Annotated in this window: 14 protein-coding genes; 10 read left to right on the plus strand and 4 right to left on the minus strand. The window is 67.7% G+C overall.

What is annotated here, in order from left to right:
- Positions 1-6 precede the first annotated feature (6 nt).
- Positions 7-1,035 carry an amidohydrolase family protein gene (locus ACJH6I_RS25060; protein ID WP_318985598.1) on the plus strand — a complete coding sequence of 343 codons (1,029 nt, stop codon included), beginning with the start codon at positions 7-9 and terminating at the stop codon, positions 1,033-1,035.
- 3 nt (positions 1,036-1,038) lie between these two features.
- Here the strand turns inward: ACJH6I_RS25060 and ACJH6I_RS25065 are convergent, their stop codons facing one another.
- Together ACJH6I_RS25065 and ACJH6I_RS25070 are read right to left on the minus strand one after the other, a co-directional pair.
- Entirely contained in the window at positions 1,039-2,340 is a 1,302-nt protein-coding gene (locus ACJH6I_RS25065) for an acyl-CoA dehydrogenase family protein (RefSeq protein ID WP_318985597.1), read from the minus strand.
- A gap of 86 nt (positions 2,341-2,426) precedes the next feature.
- Entirely contained in the window at positions 2,427-3,044 is a 618-nt protein-coding gene (locus tag ACJH6I_RS25070; RefSeq protein WP_318985596.1) for a hypothetical protein, read from the minus strand.
- Between the two features lie 195 nt (positions 3,045-3,239).
- On the opposite strand from ACJH6I_RS25070, the gene ACJH6I_RS25075 reads away from it, so the two are divergent.
- Positions 3,240-6,092: an MMPL family transporter gene (locus ACJH6I_RS25075; protein WP_318985595.1), complete on the plus strand. Its 2,853-nt coding sequence runs from the start codon at positions 3,240-3,242 to the stop codon at positions 6,090-6,092.
- Here ACJH6I_RS25075 and ACJH6I_RS25080 read toward each other — a convergent pair.
- Positions 6,068-6,679 carry a TetR family transcriptional regulator gene (locus ACJH6I_RS25080; RefSeq protein WP_318985594.1) on the minus strand — a complete coding sequence of 204 codons (612 nt, stop codon included), beginning with the start codon at positions 6,677-6,679 and terminating at the stop codon, positions 6,068-6,070. The genes ACJH6I_RS25075 and ACJH6I_RS25080 overlap by 25 nt on opposite strands.
- 93 nt (positions 6,680-6,772) lie before the next feature.
- Between ACJH6I_RS25080 and ACJH6I_RS25085 the strand changes: the two genes are divergently transcribed.
- From ACJH6I_RS25085 to ACJH6I_RS25110, 6 genes are read left to right on the plus strand one after another with little or no spacing between them, the layout of a single operon-like run.
- A complete protein-coding gene (locus ACJH6I_RS25085; RefSeq protein WP_318985676.1) occupies positions 6,773-7,297 on the plus strand; it encodes a DUF4242 domain-containing protein in 525 nt (174 codons plus the stop codon).
- Positions 7,294-8,316, plus strand: coding sequence for an acyl-CoA dehydrogenase (locus tag ACJH6I_RS25090; protein WP_406775572.1), 1,023 nt, complete (start codon positions 7,294-7,296; stop codon positions 8,314-8,316). The genes ACJH6I_RS25085 and ACJH6I_RS25090 overlap by 4 nt, the downstream gene beginning before the upstream one ends.
- Positions 8,292-9,011 carry an ABC transporter ATP-binding protein gene (locus tag ACJH6I_RS25095; RefSeq protein WP_406775571.1) on the plus strand — a complete coding sequence of 240 codons (720 nt, stop codon included), beginning with the start codon at positions 8,292-8,294 and terminating at the stop codon, positions 9,009-9,011. Before ACJH6I_RS25090 ends, ACJH6I_RS25095 begins: the two co-directional genes overlap by 25 nt.
- Complete coding sequence (locus ACJH6I_RS25100) at positions 9,008-10,162, plus strand: ABC transporter substrate-binding protein (protein ID WP_346415355.1); 1,155 nt, start codon at positions 9,008-9,010, stop codon at positions 10,160-10,162. The genes ACJH6I_RS25095 and ACJH6I_RS25100 overlap by 4 nt, the downstream gene beginning before the upstream one ends.
- A complete protein-coding gene (locus ACJH6I_RS25105; RefSeq protein WP_346415354.1) occupies positions 10,159-10,959 on the plus strand; it encodes an ABC transporter permease in 801 nt (266 codons plus the stop codon). The genes ACJH6I_RS25100 and ACJH6I_RS25105 overlap by 4 nt, the downstream gene beginning before the upstream one ends.
- Before the next feature lie 18 nt (positions 10,960-10,977).
- The gene (locus tag ACJH6I_RS25110; protein WP_346415353.1) at positions 10,978-11,571 is read left to right on the plus strand and encodes a 2-C-methyl-D-erythritol 4-phosphate cytidylyltransferase; all 594 of its coding nucleotides are present in this window, start codon (positions 10,978-10,980) and stop codon (positions 11,569-11,571) included.
- Here the strand turns inward: ACJH6I_RS25110 and ACJH6I_RS25115 are convergent.
- The gene (locus ACJH6I_RS25115; RefSeq protein ID WP_346415352.1) at positions 11,558-12,259 is read right to left on the minus strand and encodes a 2-C-methyl-D-erythritol 4-phosphate cytidylyltransferase; all 702 of its coding nucleotides are present in this window, start codon (positions 12,257-12,259) and stop codon (positions 11,558-11,560) included. The genes ACJH6I_RS25110 and ACJH6I_RS25115 overlap by 14 nt on opposite strands.
- A 157-nt stretch (positions 12,260-12,416) precedes the next feature.
- On the opposite strand from ACJH6I_RS25115, the gene ACJH6I_RS25120 reads away from it, so the two are divergent.
- Both ACJH6I_RS25120 and ACJH6I_RS25125 read left to right on the plus strand, forming a co-directional pair.
- On the plus strand, positions 12,417-13,619 hold the full coding sequence (locus ACJH6I_RS25120) for a low temperature requirement protein A (protein ID WP_318985675.1): 1,203 nt from the start codon (positions 12,417-12,419) through the stop codon (positions 13,617-13,619).
- A gap of 126 nt (positions 13,620-13,745) precedes the next feature.
- Positions 13,746-14,471: a DUF1906 domain-containing protein gene (locus ACJH6I_RS25125; RefSeq protein WP_318985588.1), complete on the plus strand. Its 726-nt coding sequence runs from the start codon at positions 13,746-13,748 to the stop codon at positions 14,469-14,471.
- Positions 14,472-14,604 lie beyond the last annotated feature (133 nt).

Below are 14,604 nucleotides of genomic sequence, written 5' to 3' on the forward strand. Positions count from 1 at the left end.
AACATCATGGACCGCATTGACACGCACCACCACATGGTCCCGCCGGACTATCGAAAGGCATTGGACAAGGCGGGCATTGCCGACGCCGGCGGGAGGGCGATGCCGGACTGGACTCCGGACGCGTCCCTGGACGCGATGGGCCGACTGGGCGTCGCCACCGCCATCCTGTCGGTGTCCGCGCCGGGCACGACGATGCTGCCGGCCGCCGCCGACGCGGCCGCGCTGGCCCGTGATGTGAACGACTACAGCGCCGAACTGATTGCCGCCCAGCCGGATCGGTTCGGGTTCTTCGCCACACTGCCGATGCCACACCTGGATGCCTCCGTCAACGAAGCCGTGCGCGCACTCGACGAATTGACTGCAGACGGGGTGTTCCTGCTGGCCAACAGCGCGGGTACCTATGTCGGCGCGCAGGGTCAGGACGCGTTGTTCGCGGAGCTCGACAAGCGATCGGCCGTGGTGTTCATCCACCCGGCCGAGTTGCCCGGCCCCGTCATCGACGGCGTGCTGCCGTTCGCCGCCGACTTCCTACTGGACACCAGCCGCGCGGCGTATCTGCTGGTACGCAACGGCATTCGCCGTCGCTACCCCAACATCCGCTTCATCCTGAGCCATGCCGGTGGCTTCGTCCCATACGCGTCCTACCGGATGGCGATGGGCATCACGAGTGACGTCGGCGGCAGCCCGGCTGACCACCTCGATGACTTCGCGAGCTTCTATTTCGACACCGCGCTGTCGTCCACGGCGGCCGCGCTGCCGTCGCTGCTGGCGTTCGCCAAGCCTGGCCACGTGACATTCGGTTCGGACTTCCCGTTCGCGCCGGTCGAGGTCAGTCAGCTGTACGCGGCCGGGCTCGAGACATACGGGGGACTGGACGACGCCGGGCGTCGCGAGATCGACCGCACCAATGCGCTGGCGCTGTTCCCGCGGCTGGGCTCCGTTGCCCCGCCGGCTGCCCCGTCGGTGGTCGAGCAGGCGCAGCATGCCGCGAGTCGGGTGGTGATGCGGGGAGTGACCCGGTTGCTGACGCGGTAGCGCCTAGAGATTCCCGACTTCCAGTTCGAGGTGCTCCGCGTATTTCGCCTGTGCCGCTTCGCGTTTGCCCGGCAGCCATTCCGTCGGCCACAGCTCGTCGGTGCCGGTGTAGTCCCGGAGCACCTGCTTGGCGACGGTGACCTTGTGGACCTCGGTCGGTCCGTCGGCGAGCCCCATCACGGCGGCGCCGGCAACCATACCGAGGAACGGCACCTCGTTGGTGACCCCGAGTGCGCCGTGAATTTGCATTGCGCGCCAGGCGATGTCGTGCAGCACCGTCGGCATCACGACCTTGACGGCGGCGATGTCCTTGCGGACCTTCTTGTAGTCGTTGTACTTGTCGATCTTCCACGCCGTGTGCAGCACGAACAGCCGGAACTGTTGCAGCTGCGCCCACGAGTCGGCGATGTAGCCCTGCACGGCCTGCTTGTCGGCCAGTAGGCTGCCGGCGGTGTGTCGCGACAGCGCGCGCTCACACATCATGTCGAGGGCCTTCTGCGCCAGCCCGATGGTGCGCATCGCGTGGTGGATCCGTCCGCCGCCGAGGCGGGTCTGCGCGATGACGAAGGCCTGGCCCTCGCCGCCGAGGACGGCCGAATTCGGTACGCGCACATTGTCGTAATGGATCAGCGCGTGCGAGCCGTGGCCGTCGGATTCCCCATAGATGGCCGAGTTGCGGATGATGTTGACGCCCGGCGTGTCGGTCGGCACGAGGAACATCGACATGCCCTGGTAGGGACTGACGTCGGGGTTGGTCACCACCATGACGATCAGGAACGTGGACGTCGAGGCGTTGGACGAGAAGAACTTGTACCCGTTGATGACCCAGTCGTCGCCGTCGCGGACCGCGGAGGTCGTGAACTGCGTGGGGTCGGCGCCGCCCTGCGGTTCGGTCATCGAGTAGCAGGAGAAGACCTCGCCGTTCAGCAACGGCCGTAGGTACTGCTCCTTCTGCTCCGGGGTGCCGTAGTGCGCGATGATCTCGGCGTTGCCGGTGTCGGGCGCCTGACAGCCGAAGATGATGGGCGCCCACTGCGACCGGCCCAGAATCTCGTTGAGCAGCGCCAGTTTCAGCTGCCCGTAGCCCTGCCCGCCGAGTTCGGGGCCAAGGTGCGTGGCCCACAAGCCTTTTCGGCGCACCTGTTCCTTGAGCGGATCGACGACCCGGCGCCGGGTCTCGTCGAGCGCGGTGTACTGCAGGTGCGGCCAGATGAGGTCGAGTGGCTCGACTTCGTCGCGCACGAAGGCGTCGGCCCAGTCGAGGAGTTCCTGGAACTCCGGATCGGTTTCGAAATCCCAAGCCATCCGGCCTCCTTCAGTTCAGCCACGCGGCAGAAACGCACCCGTCTCTGTTTAACGCACAGGGACAGGTTTGGGAACGGCCGCGAGGATTATGCGCTCGCCAACGAATAGGTGTTGGCGAGGTTGTCCTGCGTGACGTGCGCGGCCTCGGTCGTGGTGTCGATGCGCAGCGGGCTGGTCAGCGTCGAGGTCCGGTAGCTCCAGCCGTCGGGCAGCTGCAGCCGCGTGCCCAATCCGGGCAGGTCCGCCAGCGACAGCGCCGGGTCGACCGTCTGGCTCCACGACTGCATGACCCAGCGCTGCCCGTGCGGGTCGAGCAGCTCGAAGACCGGCCGCCCGGCGCCGAACACGAACACCGTGCGGCGGCTGACCTTGTTCACGCTGAAGGGCGCCGGGTTCATCGACGACAGTTCGACCGTCGCCTGCTGCAGCATCTCGATGCCGCCGAACGTCCTCTTCTCGCCGACGTCGTCGCGGGTTTTGACGATCTCGCTCATCAGCCAGTAGCGCGGGCCGTTGAGCAAAGCGGCGGCGACGCCGCTCTCCTCGGCGAGGGCCCGCGGATCGAGCGCGGACCACGCGTCGTGCGGGCAGTCGTTCAGCGGGAAGGTGTTGAACACCGCGACCTGCGGCCCCGTCGGCGTCTGGGAGACCAGCAGCACCTCGCCGTAGCGCTTGCCGAAGGTGTCGGCCGAAGAATTTTCCACACCGTCAACGCTACGGCCGAAATCGGGCGGAAAGTGCCCGATTCGTCCCATTTTGTGGGAGGTCGGAGGCCTTTTTTGGCCACCGCTATGGATAGAAGTTTGGTTAGCTAGGTATATTTCGCGCGACAGTGATTTTGTAACGCCGACGAGCTCCATTTCCGTGGACCTGGCGGGCCTGACGGAAGGGTGCCCCGAGTGAGTGCCACCAACACCGAGCGATCCAAGATCGGCCACCTGATCTGGGTGCTCGCGGTGCCGATCGTGATCGGCTGGTTCCTGCTCAACGTCGCCACCAACACGCTGGTCCCGCCGCTGGAGAAGGTCGGTGAGGAGCACACCGTCGGGCTGAGCGCCCAGGACGGCCCGGCGATGATCGCGATGAAGCAGATCGGCGCGAACTTCCAGGAGTTCGACTCCGACAGCAACGCCATGATCGTCCTCGAAGGCGACCAGCCGCTCGGCGCCGAGGCACACCACTACTACGACGGTCTCGTCGCGAAGCTGACCGCCAACACCGCGCACGTCGAGCACGTCGCGGACTTCTGGAGTGACCCCCTGACGGCCGTCGGCTCGCAGAGCGCCGACGGCAAGGCCGCGTACGTTCAGGTCTACCTGCGTGGCAATCAGGGCGAGACGAAAGCCAACGACTCCGTCGCCTCGGTCCGGCAGATCGTCGCCGACTCGAAACCGCCGGCCGGGCTCCATGTCTACGTCACCGGCGGCGCGCCGCTGGTGTCGGACCAGCACCACGCCGGCGACAAGAGCGTCACCAAGGTCACGCTCATCACCCTGGTGGTGATCGCCGTGATGCTGCTGTTCGTCTACCGGTCGATCATGACGATGATCCTGACCCTGCTGATGGTGTTCCTCGAGCTCGGCGCCGCCCGCGGCGTCGTCGCGTTCCTGGCCGATACCAATGTCATCGGCCTCTCGACGTTCGCGGTGAACCTGCTGACGCTGATGGTGATCGCCGCCGGCACCGACTACGCCATCTTCGCCATCGGCCGCTACCAGGAAGCGCGCGGCGACGGAGAAGACCGGGTGCAGGCCTACGACACCATGTTCCGCGGGACCGCGCATGTGGTGCTGGGCTCCGGCCTGACCATCGCCGGCGCCATGCTGTGTCTGAGCTTCACGCGGCTGCCGTACTTCCAGACCATGGGCGTGCCCTGCGCGATCGGCACCCTCGTCGCCGTCCTCGCGGCACTGACGCTCGGGCCCGCCGTCATCAAGATCGGTAGCCGCTTCGGGCGCTTCGAACCCAAGCGCGCCATCCACTCCCGCGGCTGGCGTCGTGTCGGTGTTCTGGTGGTGCGCTGGCCGGGACCCGTGCTCGTCGCGACGCTGGCGCTCGCGCTCGTCGGACTGGTGACGCTGCCCGGCTACAAGACCAACTACGACGCGCGCCGCTACGTCCCGGCCGATCTGACCGCCAACGTCGGATACGCCGCCGCGGAAAGGCATTTCAGCGCCTCGCGGATGAACCCCGAGCTGCTGATGGTGCAGAGCGACCACGATCTGCGGAACTCGGCCGACTTCCTGGTGATCAACAAGATCGCCCGGGCCATCGTGCACACCCCGGGTGTCGCGCGGGTGCAGACGATCACCCGCCCCGACGGAAAACCCATCAAGCACACCACGATTCCGTTCATCATGGGCATGCAGGCCGTCACCTCGAAGATGACGGAGAAGTACCAGCTGGACTCGATGGCCAACATGCTGCAGCAGGCCAACGACATGCAGGTCAGCATCGACACGATGACCAAGATGCAGGCCATCACCACGCAGATGGCCGCCACGACGCACGACATGTCGATGAAGACCGCCAACATGGCGCTCGACGTCGCTGACCTGCGTGACCACATCTCCGATTTCGACGACTTCCTGCGGCCCATCCGGAACTACCTGTACTGGGAACCGCACTGCTACGACATCCCGATGTGCTGGTCCACGCGGGCGCTGTTCGACACCCTCGACGGCATCGACGTCATGACCGACGACATCCAGACGCTCGTCCCGGATCTGATGAAGATGGACAAGCTGACGGCCGAGATGGTCACGGTGATGCCGCCTCAGATCGAGGTCATGAAGGACATGAAGCAGTACATGCTGTCCATGTATCAGACCCAGAAGGGTCAGGTGGATCAGCGTGCGGCGTCGTCGGACAACGCGGCGGCGATGGGCGAGGCATTCGACAACTCGCTCAACGACGATTCCTTCTATCTGCCGCCGGAAGCCTTCGACAACAAGGACTTCAAGCGCGGCATGAAGAACTTCATCTCGCCGGACGGCAAGTCGGTGCGCTTCATCATCCAGCACGAGGGTGACCCGGCGACGCCGGAGGGCATCGCCCATGTCGACCCGATCAAGCAGGCCGCCAAGGAAGCCATCAAAGGCACGCCGCTGGAGGGCTCCAAGATCTACCTGGCCGGTACCGCCGCCACGTACAAGGACATGCACGACGGCGCGCAGTACGACCTGATGATCGCCGGAATTGCCGCGGTGTCACTGATTTTCGTCATCATGCTGCTCATCACCCGGAGCATGGTGGCGGCGGGCGTGATCGTCGGCACCGTGCTGCTGTCGCTGGGTGCGTCGTTCGGCATGTCAGTTCTGTTGTGGCAGCACCTCGTCGGCCTCGAGCTGCACTGGATGGTGCTGCCGATGTCGGTGATCCTGTTGCTCGCCGTGGGCTCCGACTACAACCTGCTGCTGGTGTCCCGGTTCAAGGAAGAGCTGCCGGGCGGCTTGAAGACAGGCATCATCCGTTCGATGGCGGGCACCGGATCGGTCGTCACTTCGGCGGGTCTGGTCTTCGCGGCCACCATGGCGTCCTTCGCCTTCAGCGACCTGAAGGTCATGGCACAGGTCGGTACCACCATCGCGCTGGGCCTGCTGTTCGACACCCTGATCGTCCGGTCGTTCATGACACCGGCCATCGCGGCGCTGCTGGGCAAGTGGTTCTGGTGGCCCAAGCGCGTCCGCCACGAGGCCTCCGAGCGGCGACTGGCGGCCATCGGGATTCAGCCGGCGGCTGCGGGTAAGTAGCTCGTGATGAGCTCCGCGGCCATCTGACGGGCCAGCACGATGGGCGCCGCCGACCGCTCGAGTTTCGACGCGGTGAGGGCGCCGTCGTAGATCAGCTGGATGCGCTGGGCGACCGCCGAGGCGTCGGTCACCTCGGCGTCCTGTAGCAGCTCGCTCAGCAGCCCGCGCATCCACAACCGGTGTGCCCGTACCGGTTCCAGGGTGTCGCCGGGGAATTCGGTGGCCGCGTTGGTGTAGAGACAGCCCCGGAACTGGCGCTTGCGTGCCGCGGCGGCCGCGAGGTCGAAGAACGCCAGCAGCTTGTCCACCGGGCCGGCGATGCCGGAAGTCTTCGATTCCCAGCGGTTGCGATCAGCCTGATCCAATCGGTTCAGGTACGCGATCACCAACGCGTCCTTCGACCCGTACGAGCTGTAGAGGCTGGCCTTGGCGACCCCCGCCTCACGCAGGATCGTGTCGATGCCGACGGCGCGAATTCCTTGTGCGGCAAAGAGATTCGATGCGGTGTCGAGCAGCCGCTGGGCTGGCCCGGCGGTGTCGGTGCGGGGCGCCGGCCGGTCCGGGCGGCGGGTGCGGGTCGCGCTCATGTCTGCACCATAGCGGAGAACCGTCGATAGACAGACCGGTCTGTTCATGCGAGCGTCGTGATGTCATCGACGCCCGACGAACAGGAACACACCGTGACGCTGTACCTCTACGAAATCGCAGGACTGCCCGGCCGGGCCGAGGTCGACCAGGCCATCAAGACGCTCGACGCCGAAGTGCACCGGGCCGGCGGCGAACTCATCGAGGCACAGGTCACCGCTCAGCACCGGCTGTTCGTGGTGGCGGAGCTCGCCGGCGGTCCGCTGCAGATCGACGCGTCGTCGGTCGGGGCCACCGAACTGACCGGTCCGCATGAAGTGCGACTGGTCGGTGCGGAACTGGACCAGCTGAAAGCCGTCCGTCCGACGGCCGGGTACCTGGTCGAGTGGGACCTGCCCGCCGACCTGGACATGGAGAGCTACCTGAGCCGCAAGAAGGCCAACGCGCCGAAATACGCGGAGGTGCCCGAGGTCAGCTTCCTGCGCACCTACGTGCGCGTCGACATGGACAAGTGCCTGTGTTTCTACGACGCGCCGGACGAGGACGCGGTACGGCGGGCGCGCGTGGCGGTGCAGACCCCGATTGATCGGTTGTACGGACTGGAAAGTGGTGGGCAATGACGACTCTGGTGTCCGACGACGTCGCGACCAGACTGGCGGAAGTCACGGCCGGGGTGGACGCCCGGGCCGGTGACCTGGACGCCGGACGCACCGACGTCCGTGACGATCTGCGCGCCCTCGGCGCTGCCGGATTGTTCGGGCTGCCAGACCTGCCCGACACCGTGCGGGTGATCGAGCAGGTGTCGGCGGTGAGCCTCGCCGCCGGGTTCTCCGCCTGGGCACACCAGATGGCGATTCACTACCTCGCCGACCGGCCGGACCTGTCGGAGACGTTGCTCACCGCACACCGCCCGGGTGTGACGGCCATGGCGGCCGGTCTGAAGCACGTCGCTGGCCTCGGGCAGCTCCCGATCTTCGCCGGCGAGACGCGTCGTGGTCTGCGGCTCAACGGACCAATCCGCTGGGCATCCAACGTCTTTGACGATGCGTTGATCGTCCTGCCGGCACGGACCGTCACGGGCCGCCTGTACGTCGTGGCCGTCGACGTGCGCGCGGTCGGCGTGGTGGTCGACCCGGCGCCCACGCTGATGGCCCTGGGGAGTACCCGGTCGACGTCGCTGCGCCTGGAAGAGGTCGAGGTGAACGCGGACCGCATCATCAGCGCCGACCTCACCGCGTTCGTCCGCGGGATCAAGCCGACGTTCCTGCTGCTGCAAACCGCGTTCTGCGTCGGCGTCACCGGGGCGGCGCTGACCGCGGCCGGCCGGGCGACCGATGCACTGGCCGCCCAATTCGACGGCGACCTCGCCGACCTGGTGGCGCGCGCCGAGGACAACCGCCGGCGGCTCTACGAATTCGCCTCGGCGCCAGGGGAAGCCAACTTGGCCGACGTGATCCGGCTACGACTGGACGCCGCCAATGTCGCGGTGGGAGCGACCCGCCTGGAATCGGCCCTGGCCGGTGGTCAGGGCTATCGCGCGGGGACGGCCGCCAACCGCCGGTTCCGCGAAGCAGCCTTTCTGCCCGTGCAATCACCATCGGAAGGACAACTCAGGTGGGAACTGAAGCAGTTCGGATAACCGCGGGCACCAAGAGATTTGGCGACAGCGTCGTCCTCGACGCAATCGATCTCGCCATCGAGTCAGGGGAGTTCGTCGCGGTGCTCGGGCGTAGCGGCAGCGGGAAATCGACGCTGCTGCGGGTGCTGGCGGGGCTGGAATCGCTGAGCTCGGGAACCGTCAGCTGGCCCGCCGGCGGCGAGCGTCCGCACATCGGAGTCGTTTTCCAGGACGCGCTGCTGTTGCCGTGGCTCTCGGTGCAGGGCAACGTGTCCTACGCGCGGCGATTCGCACACCGGCGCAAGGGATTCGACGCGGACTATGCGGCAGAGCTGATGCGGCGTTTCGGCGTCGACGGGCTGGCCGACCGCTATCCCGACCAGCTGTCCGGCGGTCAGGCCCAGCGGGTGGCCATCCTGCGCGCCGTGGCGACCAGGCCGCAGTTGCTCCTGCTCGACGAACCGTTCAGCGCGCTGGACCCCGCGACACGTGCCGACCTGCAGCAGTGGCTGACCACGCTCACCACCGAATTGGGTGTGACGGTGCTGCTGGTAACGCATGACGTCGAAGAAGCGCTGAGCCTGGCGCAGCGCGTCGTGCTGCTGGCCGACGGCGGACGGATTCAGCGTCAATGGCGCCTGGGGGAGGCGGACCAGTCGGGTCTGCGTGACGAGATCCTCAGCCATTACCGGGTTTCCGAACTGTGGGTGGCATGAGCCGGCTGCTGATCTCCCGGCGGCACGCACTGATCGCCGCGGCAGCGGCTGCCGGTGGCGCCTTCGGCCTGGCCGACCTGGCGCACAGTGCCACGACCGATTCGGCCGCCGGCGGGCCGCTGCGCGTGGGCTATCTGCCGATCACGGACGCCGCACCGCTGTTGATGGCGCACTCCGCGGGTCTGTATCCGGCCGGTGTCGGCAAGCCGGTGCTGTTCCGGAGTTGGGCGGCGCTGGGCGAGGCATTCCTGAACCGTCAACTCGACGTCGTGCACCTGCTGATGCCGATGGCGGTGCAGCTGCGCTACGCGCTCGGCGGCGGTGTTCGGGTACTCGGGTGGAACCACACCAACGGCTCGGCACTGACGGTCGCACCGCACATCCGGGAGCTGCCGGACCTTGCGGGTTCGCAGCTGGCAATCCCGTTCTGGTGGTCGATCCACAACATCGTGCTGCAGAAGCTGTTGCGGGCCAACGGATTGCAACCGGTGATCCGCCGCTCGGCGTCACGGGCCGACCGCACCGTCGAACTCGTCGTGATGAGCCCGTCGGACATGGTGCCGGCACTGGCCACCGGCACCATCGCCGGCTACGTGGTGGCCGACCCGTTCAACGCGATGGCCCAGACCAAGAAGATCGGGCGCATCCACACCTTCCTCGGCGACGTGTGGCGCGACCATGCCTGCTGCGCCCTGGTGACCCGCGACGACGTCATCGCCAGTCGACCTGCCGCCGTGCAACAGCTCACGGACGCGGTGGTGACGGCGCAACTCGCGCTGTCGAACGATCGGAAGGCGGCCGCGGCGAAACTCGGCGGCGGGCGGTACCTGCCTCAGCCGGTACCGGCGATCACGCTCGCGATGACGTATCCCACAGCGCCCTACCCGCTGCGGCACCCGGAGTGGCAGCCCCAGCGGCTCGGCTTCCAGCCGTTCCCGTTCCCGAGCTTCACCGATGAACTCGTGACGGCCATGCGCGACACCGTCATCGACGGCGACCGGCGATTCCTGGAGCGGCTGGACCCCGCCACCGTGCACAGCGACCTGGTCGACGACACCTTCGTCCGTAATGCCATTCAGGCCCATGGCGGTCCGGCCGCCTTCGGCCTCAGCGGCGATTACACCCGAACCGAGCAATTGGAGCTGTCATGACCACCACCACACCCGCCCGCTCGGTGATCGATCCGCCGGCGGCAGTGCGCCGTTGGGCCCCGCCGGTCGGCGCCGTCGTCGTCGCGGTCGGCCTCTGGTGGCTGACGACCACCGTTCTGTCCGCTCCGCATTCCCTGCTGCGGCAGGCCGCACCGCAGCGCGTCGCGCCCGCCGTCGTCGACCTGTTCTCCCGCGGCGTGCTGCTGCCCGACATCGGGATCAGCCTGTGGCGCTTGGTGATCGGCCTGGCGGTGGCGGTCGTCATCGGCATTCCCGCCGGCCTGCTGCTCGGACTCAGCGGCACGGCCGAGCGAGCGGCGGCGCCGCTCGTCCAGTTCGTCCGGATGATCTCGCCGCTGTCGTGGGCTCCGATCGCCGTCGCGGTGTTCGGCATCGGCAACGAGCCGGTGATCTTCCTGATCGCGGTGGCGGCCGTGTGGCCCGTGCTGATCAACACCGTGGCCGGCGTGCGCGCTGTCGACCCGGGCTTCCTGGACGTGGCGCGGTCGTTCCACGCCACCCGGTGGGAACTGATCACCGCTGTGGTGCTGCCGGCGATCCGGGGGCAGCTGCAGACCGGCGTGCGGGTGGCGCTGGGCATCGCCTGGGTGGTGCTGGTCCCGGCGGAAATGCTCGGCGTGCGTTCGGGTCTGGGCTACCAGGTGCTCAACGCCCGCGACCAGCTGGCCTACGACCAGGTCGTGGCAGTGATCGTGGTGATCGGTGCGCTGGGTTTCCTGCTGGATGTCGTCGCCCGGCGGCTGACTTCCCCGGAGCGGCCAGGGGGCGCGCGCTGACGGCGCTAAGGTGGCGCGGTGACTCTCTCGGCGATCGTGACGGTGCCCGCGGCCCTGGCACCGGCCGACTTCACCGCGCCGATCGCCGGTGCACCGGCACTGGTGCGGGCCGTGCGGGCAGTGCGTGACGTGGCGCCGGTAACGGTGGTGGCCGCCGATGGATTGGCCGCCGCCGCAACGGAATGCCTTGCGGCTCATGGCCTCGGCGATGTGTCCGTGCGTACCGGACCCGAGCCCTTCGCCGAGGCGCATGCGGTGCTGCTGCACGACGTCCGTTACCCGCTCGCTCCCGCCGATCTGGCCGCACGTGTGGCGGCGGGGCTGACCGAACACGACGTCGTCCTACCAGTCCTGCCGATGACCGACAGTGTGAAAAGCGTTGCCGCAGAGGGCATCGTGCTGGGCAATGTGGACCGGTCGGAGCTCGTCACCGCGCAGTACCCGCGGGCGTTCTCGGCGGCGGCCCTGGCTCTGGGCGCAGATCCCGAGGACCTCGCGGCGCTGACGGGCGCCGGCCTGAAGGTCGGCACGGTCGACGGCGATCCCAACGCCTTCGTCGCCGACCTCACGCACGATCGGGAACTGCTTGATGCGATCGTCAGCGCCGGCTGAGCAGGCGCTCGGCGACCTGCACATCGTGCGCGAAGGTCACCTTGAAGTTCTGGGCCGATCCGGCGATCGCGTGGACCTCGAGGTCGGTGAAGCGCTCCACACACGACGAGGTGTCGGTGCCCTCGAAACCGGCGGCGGCCGCGTCCTGATACGCCTGCCACAGCGGCGCGGCGCGGAAGGCCTGCGGCGTCTGCACCCGGACCAGCGACTGCTCGATGGCGCCGAGGCCATCCTCGGTCAGGCGCAACACGTCACCCGCCGGCAGCACCGGAATGGCCCCGCCCCGCTCCCGTGCCGTGGTGACGGCGGTGTCCATCAGCGCGGCACCGGCCAGCGGGCGGGCGGCGTCGTGGATCAGCACCACGTCGACGGCGCCGGCATCGATGTCCGCCGCGAGGTAGCTCAGCACGTTGTGTTCGGAGCCGTGCCGGGTGTCGCCGCCCTCGACGAATTCGACTGGGGTGTCGGGGAGTTCGTCGGCCATGAGCCGCACCACCTGGTCGCGTTCACCCCGCCGGAACACCAGGATGGTGCGGGCGACCTCGGGGCTGGCAGCCACGGCGGCCACCGACCACGCCACCATGCTGCGGCCCGACAGTTGCAGGTAGGCCTTGTTGCCGTCGGCCCCGACGCGCGATCCGATGCCGGCGGCAAGGACGACGCCGACGGCGATCGGGGGAGCGGACACGTCTTCACGGTAGTGGGACGCCGGCGGGGATCTGCGGCAGGCTTACCGTGATGCGGCCCGGACGGGGCCAGGATCGTTGAAGGGACACGGCATGGATGGGACGCACCAGGACGCGCCCGACCCACACAACAAGGTGCGCGCGCATCGACTGACCCCGATGCGGGGCCGCGATCCGCACGAAAGGCACCGCGTCGCCACTCCGCTGGAGCTGCTGTTCGACCTGACCTTCGTCGTCGCGTTCGGGGTCGCGGCGTCGGAACTGTCGCACATGCTGGCCGCGGGCCACGTCGGCGCCGGCATCACGGGCTTCGTGTTCTCCACCTTCGCGATCTGCCTGGCGTGGATCAACTTCACCTGGTTCGCCTCGGCGTACGACACCGACGACTGGGTGTTCCGGTTGATGACCATGATCGAGATGGTCGGCGTACTGGTCCTGGCACTCGGCCTGCCCGCGTTCTACGCCTCGATCGAGCACGGCCACCACGTCGACAACGCGGTGCTGGTCGCCGGTTACGTCGTGATGCGAATTGCGTTGGTGGGCCAGTGGTTACGGGCCGCGAAGCAGGACCCGTCGCGGCGTGCGGCGGCGATGACGTACGTCTGGATCGTGGCGGTGGTCCAGGTGGGCTGGGTCGGCACCGTGTTCCTGCCGACGAGTGTGCCGGTGACACTGGGTTGCTGGGTGCTGCTGGCGCTCATCGAGCTGGGCGGTCCGATGATCGCCGAGACCAAGTGCGGCGGCACCCCGTGGCACGCGCACCACATCGCCGAGCGCTACGGACTGCTGGCGATCATCGCCCTCGGCGAGGGTGTCGTCGGGACGGTCGCCTCGCTGTCGGCTGTCGTCGGCGAGCACGGCTGGTCGTGGGACGCGGTGCTGCTGGCGATCGCGGGCACGGCCCTGACCTTCGGCATGTGGTGGGTGTACTTCATGGTGCCGTCGGCCGACGCCCTGCACGCGCACCGCGAGCGGGGCTTCTGGTTCGGGTATTTGCACATGCCGGTGTACGGCGCCATCGTCGCGACCGGTGCCGGCCTGCACACCGCCGCGTACTACATCCAGCACCACTCGGCGCTGGGATCGGTGGCCACGGTGCTCAGCGTGGTGATCCCGGTCGGCGTCTACATCGCGTTGGTCTACGTGCTGTACGCGCTGATGCTGCGCTCGGTGGATGCCCTGCACCTGCTGCTGGTGGTGCTGACCGCGGTGGTCCTGATCGCAACGGTGGTCCTCGCGGCCGTCGGGGTGCCGATGGCGCTCTGCCTCCTGGTGGCCAGCCTGGCGCCGGCGGTGAGCGTGGCTGGGTTCGAGATCATCGGGCACCGGCACGTCGCCGAGGCGGTCGCGCGCCAAACGTGAGCGCCGAGCGTGAAGACGATGGCGAGCAATCGCGAAATTTTGACGATCTTCTTCACGTCGGGTGGGTCAGGATTGCACTGGTGTGGCTAACGGGCCGGAAGTGGTAGCTGTCATATCCTGAGACGCGTGGCAATTTCGCGTCGTGACCTGCTGAAATACGCTGCAGCTGCGCCGGCCGCGGTCGGCCTCGGCGCCGGATTGCAATCGGTACTGGGCGCGACCACCGCCTCGGCAGCCCCCTACGGAGTGTTGCTGGACTACGCGGCAGGGGTGATCAGCGCGTCCGACATCCGGTCGGCCGGGGCGCTGGGCGCCATCCGGTATGTGTCGGACCGCCGGCCGGGCGGGGCGTGGATGCTCGGCAAGCCCATCGAGCTGCCGGAGGCGCGCGATCTCTACAAGGGCGGCCTGAAGATCGTCTCCTGTTACCAGTACGGCAAGGAGTCGACGGCCGACTGGCTGGGCGGGCACGCCGCCGGCGTGCAGCATGCCCAGCGCGGGTTCGCATTGCACACCGCGGCGGGCGGCCCGGTCGGGGCGCCGATCTACGCGTCGATCGACGACGATCCGACTCCGGAGCAGTACAAAGCACAAGTTGCGCCCTACCTGCGCGGCTGGGAATCAGTGCTGGGGCACCGGCGGGTCGGCGTGTATGCCAACTCCAAGACCATCGAGTGGGCCGTGCAGGACGGCTTGGGGTCGTACTTCTGGCAGCACAACTGGGGCTCGCCCGGTGGGACCGCGCATCCGGCGGCCGCACTGCATCAGGTCGAGATCGACAAACGCCATGTCGGGGGAGTCGGCGTCGACATCAACCACATCCTCAAGCCGCGCTTCGGGCAGTGGGACTGACGGGCGCGCAGATTACCGCTCAGTAGTTAGCTGGCGGCCAGCTCTAAGAAAACGAGATGAAACCGCAGCAAATGGCGGCGCGGTAACTTACCGCCTATATAGACACACAGACCGTCATTGTCGAGTGTTTTCT

Origin of the sequence: Mycobacterium sp. SMC-13, from assembly GCF_045311035.1 — a bacterium.
Lineage (GTDB): Bacteria > Actinomycetota > Actinomycetes > Mycobacteriales > Mycobacteriaceae > Mycobacterium.

Excerpts from the sequence above, each read along its gene's own strand:
- ACJH6I_RS25080 (WP_318985594.1), bottom strand. The coding sequence starts at position 6,679 with ATGAGCGCGACCCGCACCCGCCGCCCGGACCGGCCGGCGCCCCGCACC.
- ACJH6I_RS25090 (WP_406775572.1), top strand. The coding sequence starts at position 7,294 with ATGACGACTCTGGTGTCCGACGACGTCGCGACCAGACTGGCGGAAGTC.
- ACJH6I_RS25065 (WP_318985597.1), bottom strand. The coding sequence starts at position 2,340 with ATGGCTTGGGATTTCGAAACCGATCCGGAGTTCCAGGAACTCCTCGAC.
- ACJH6I_RS25060 (WP_318985598.1), top strand. The coding sequence starts at position 7 with ATGGACCGCATTGACACGCACCACCACATGGTCCCGCCGGACTATCGA.
- ACJH6I_RS25105 (WP_346415354.1), top strand. The coding sequence starts at position 10,159 with ATGACCACCACCACACCCGCCCGCTCGGTGATCGATCCGCCGGCGGCA.
- ACJH6I_RS25100 (WP_346415355.1), top strand. The coding sequence starts at position 9,008 with ATGAGCCGGCTGCTGATCTCCCGGCGGCACGCACTGATCGCCGCGGCA.
- ACJH6I_RS25120 (WP_318985675.1), top strand. The coding sequence starts at position 12,417 with ATGCGGGGCCGCGATCCGCACGAAAGGCACCGCGTCGCCACTCCGCTG.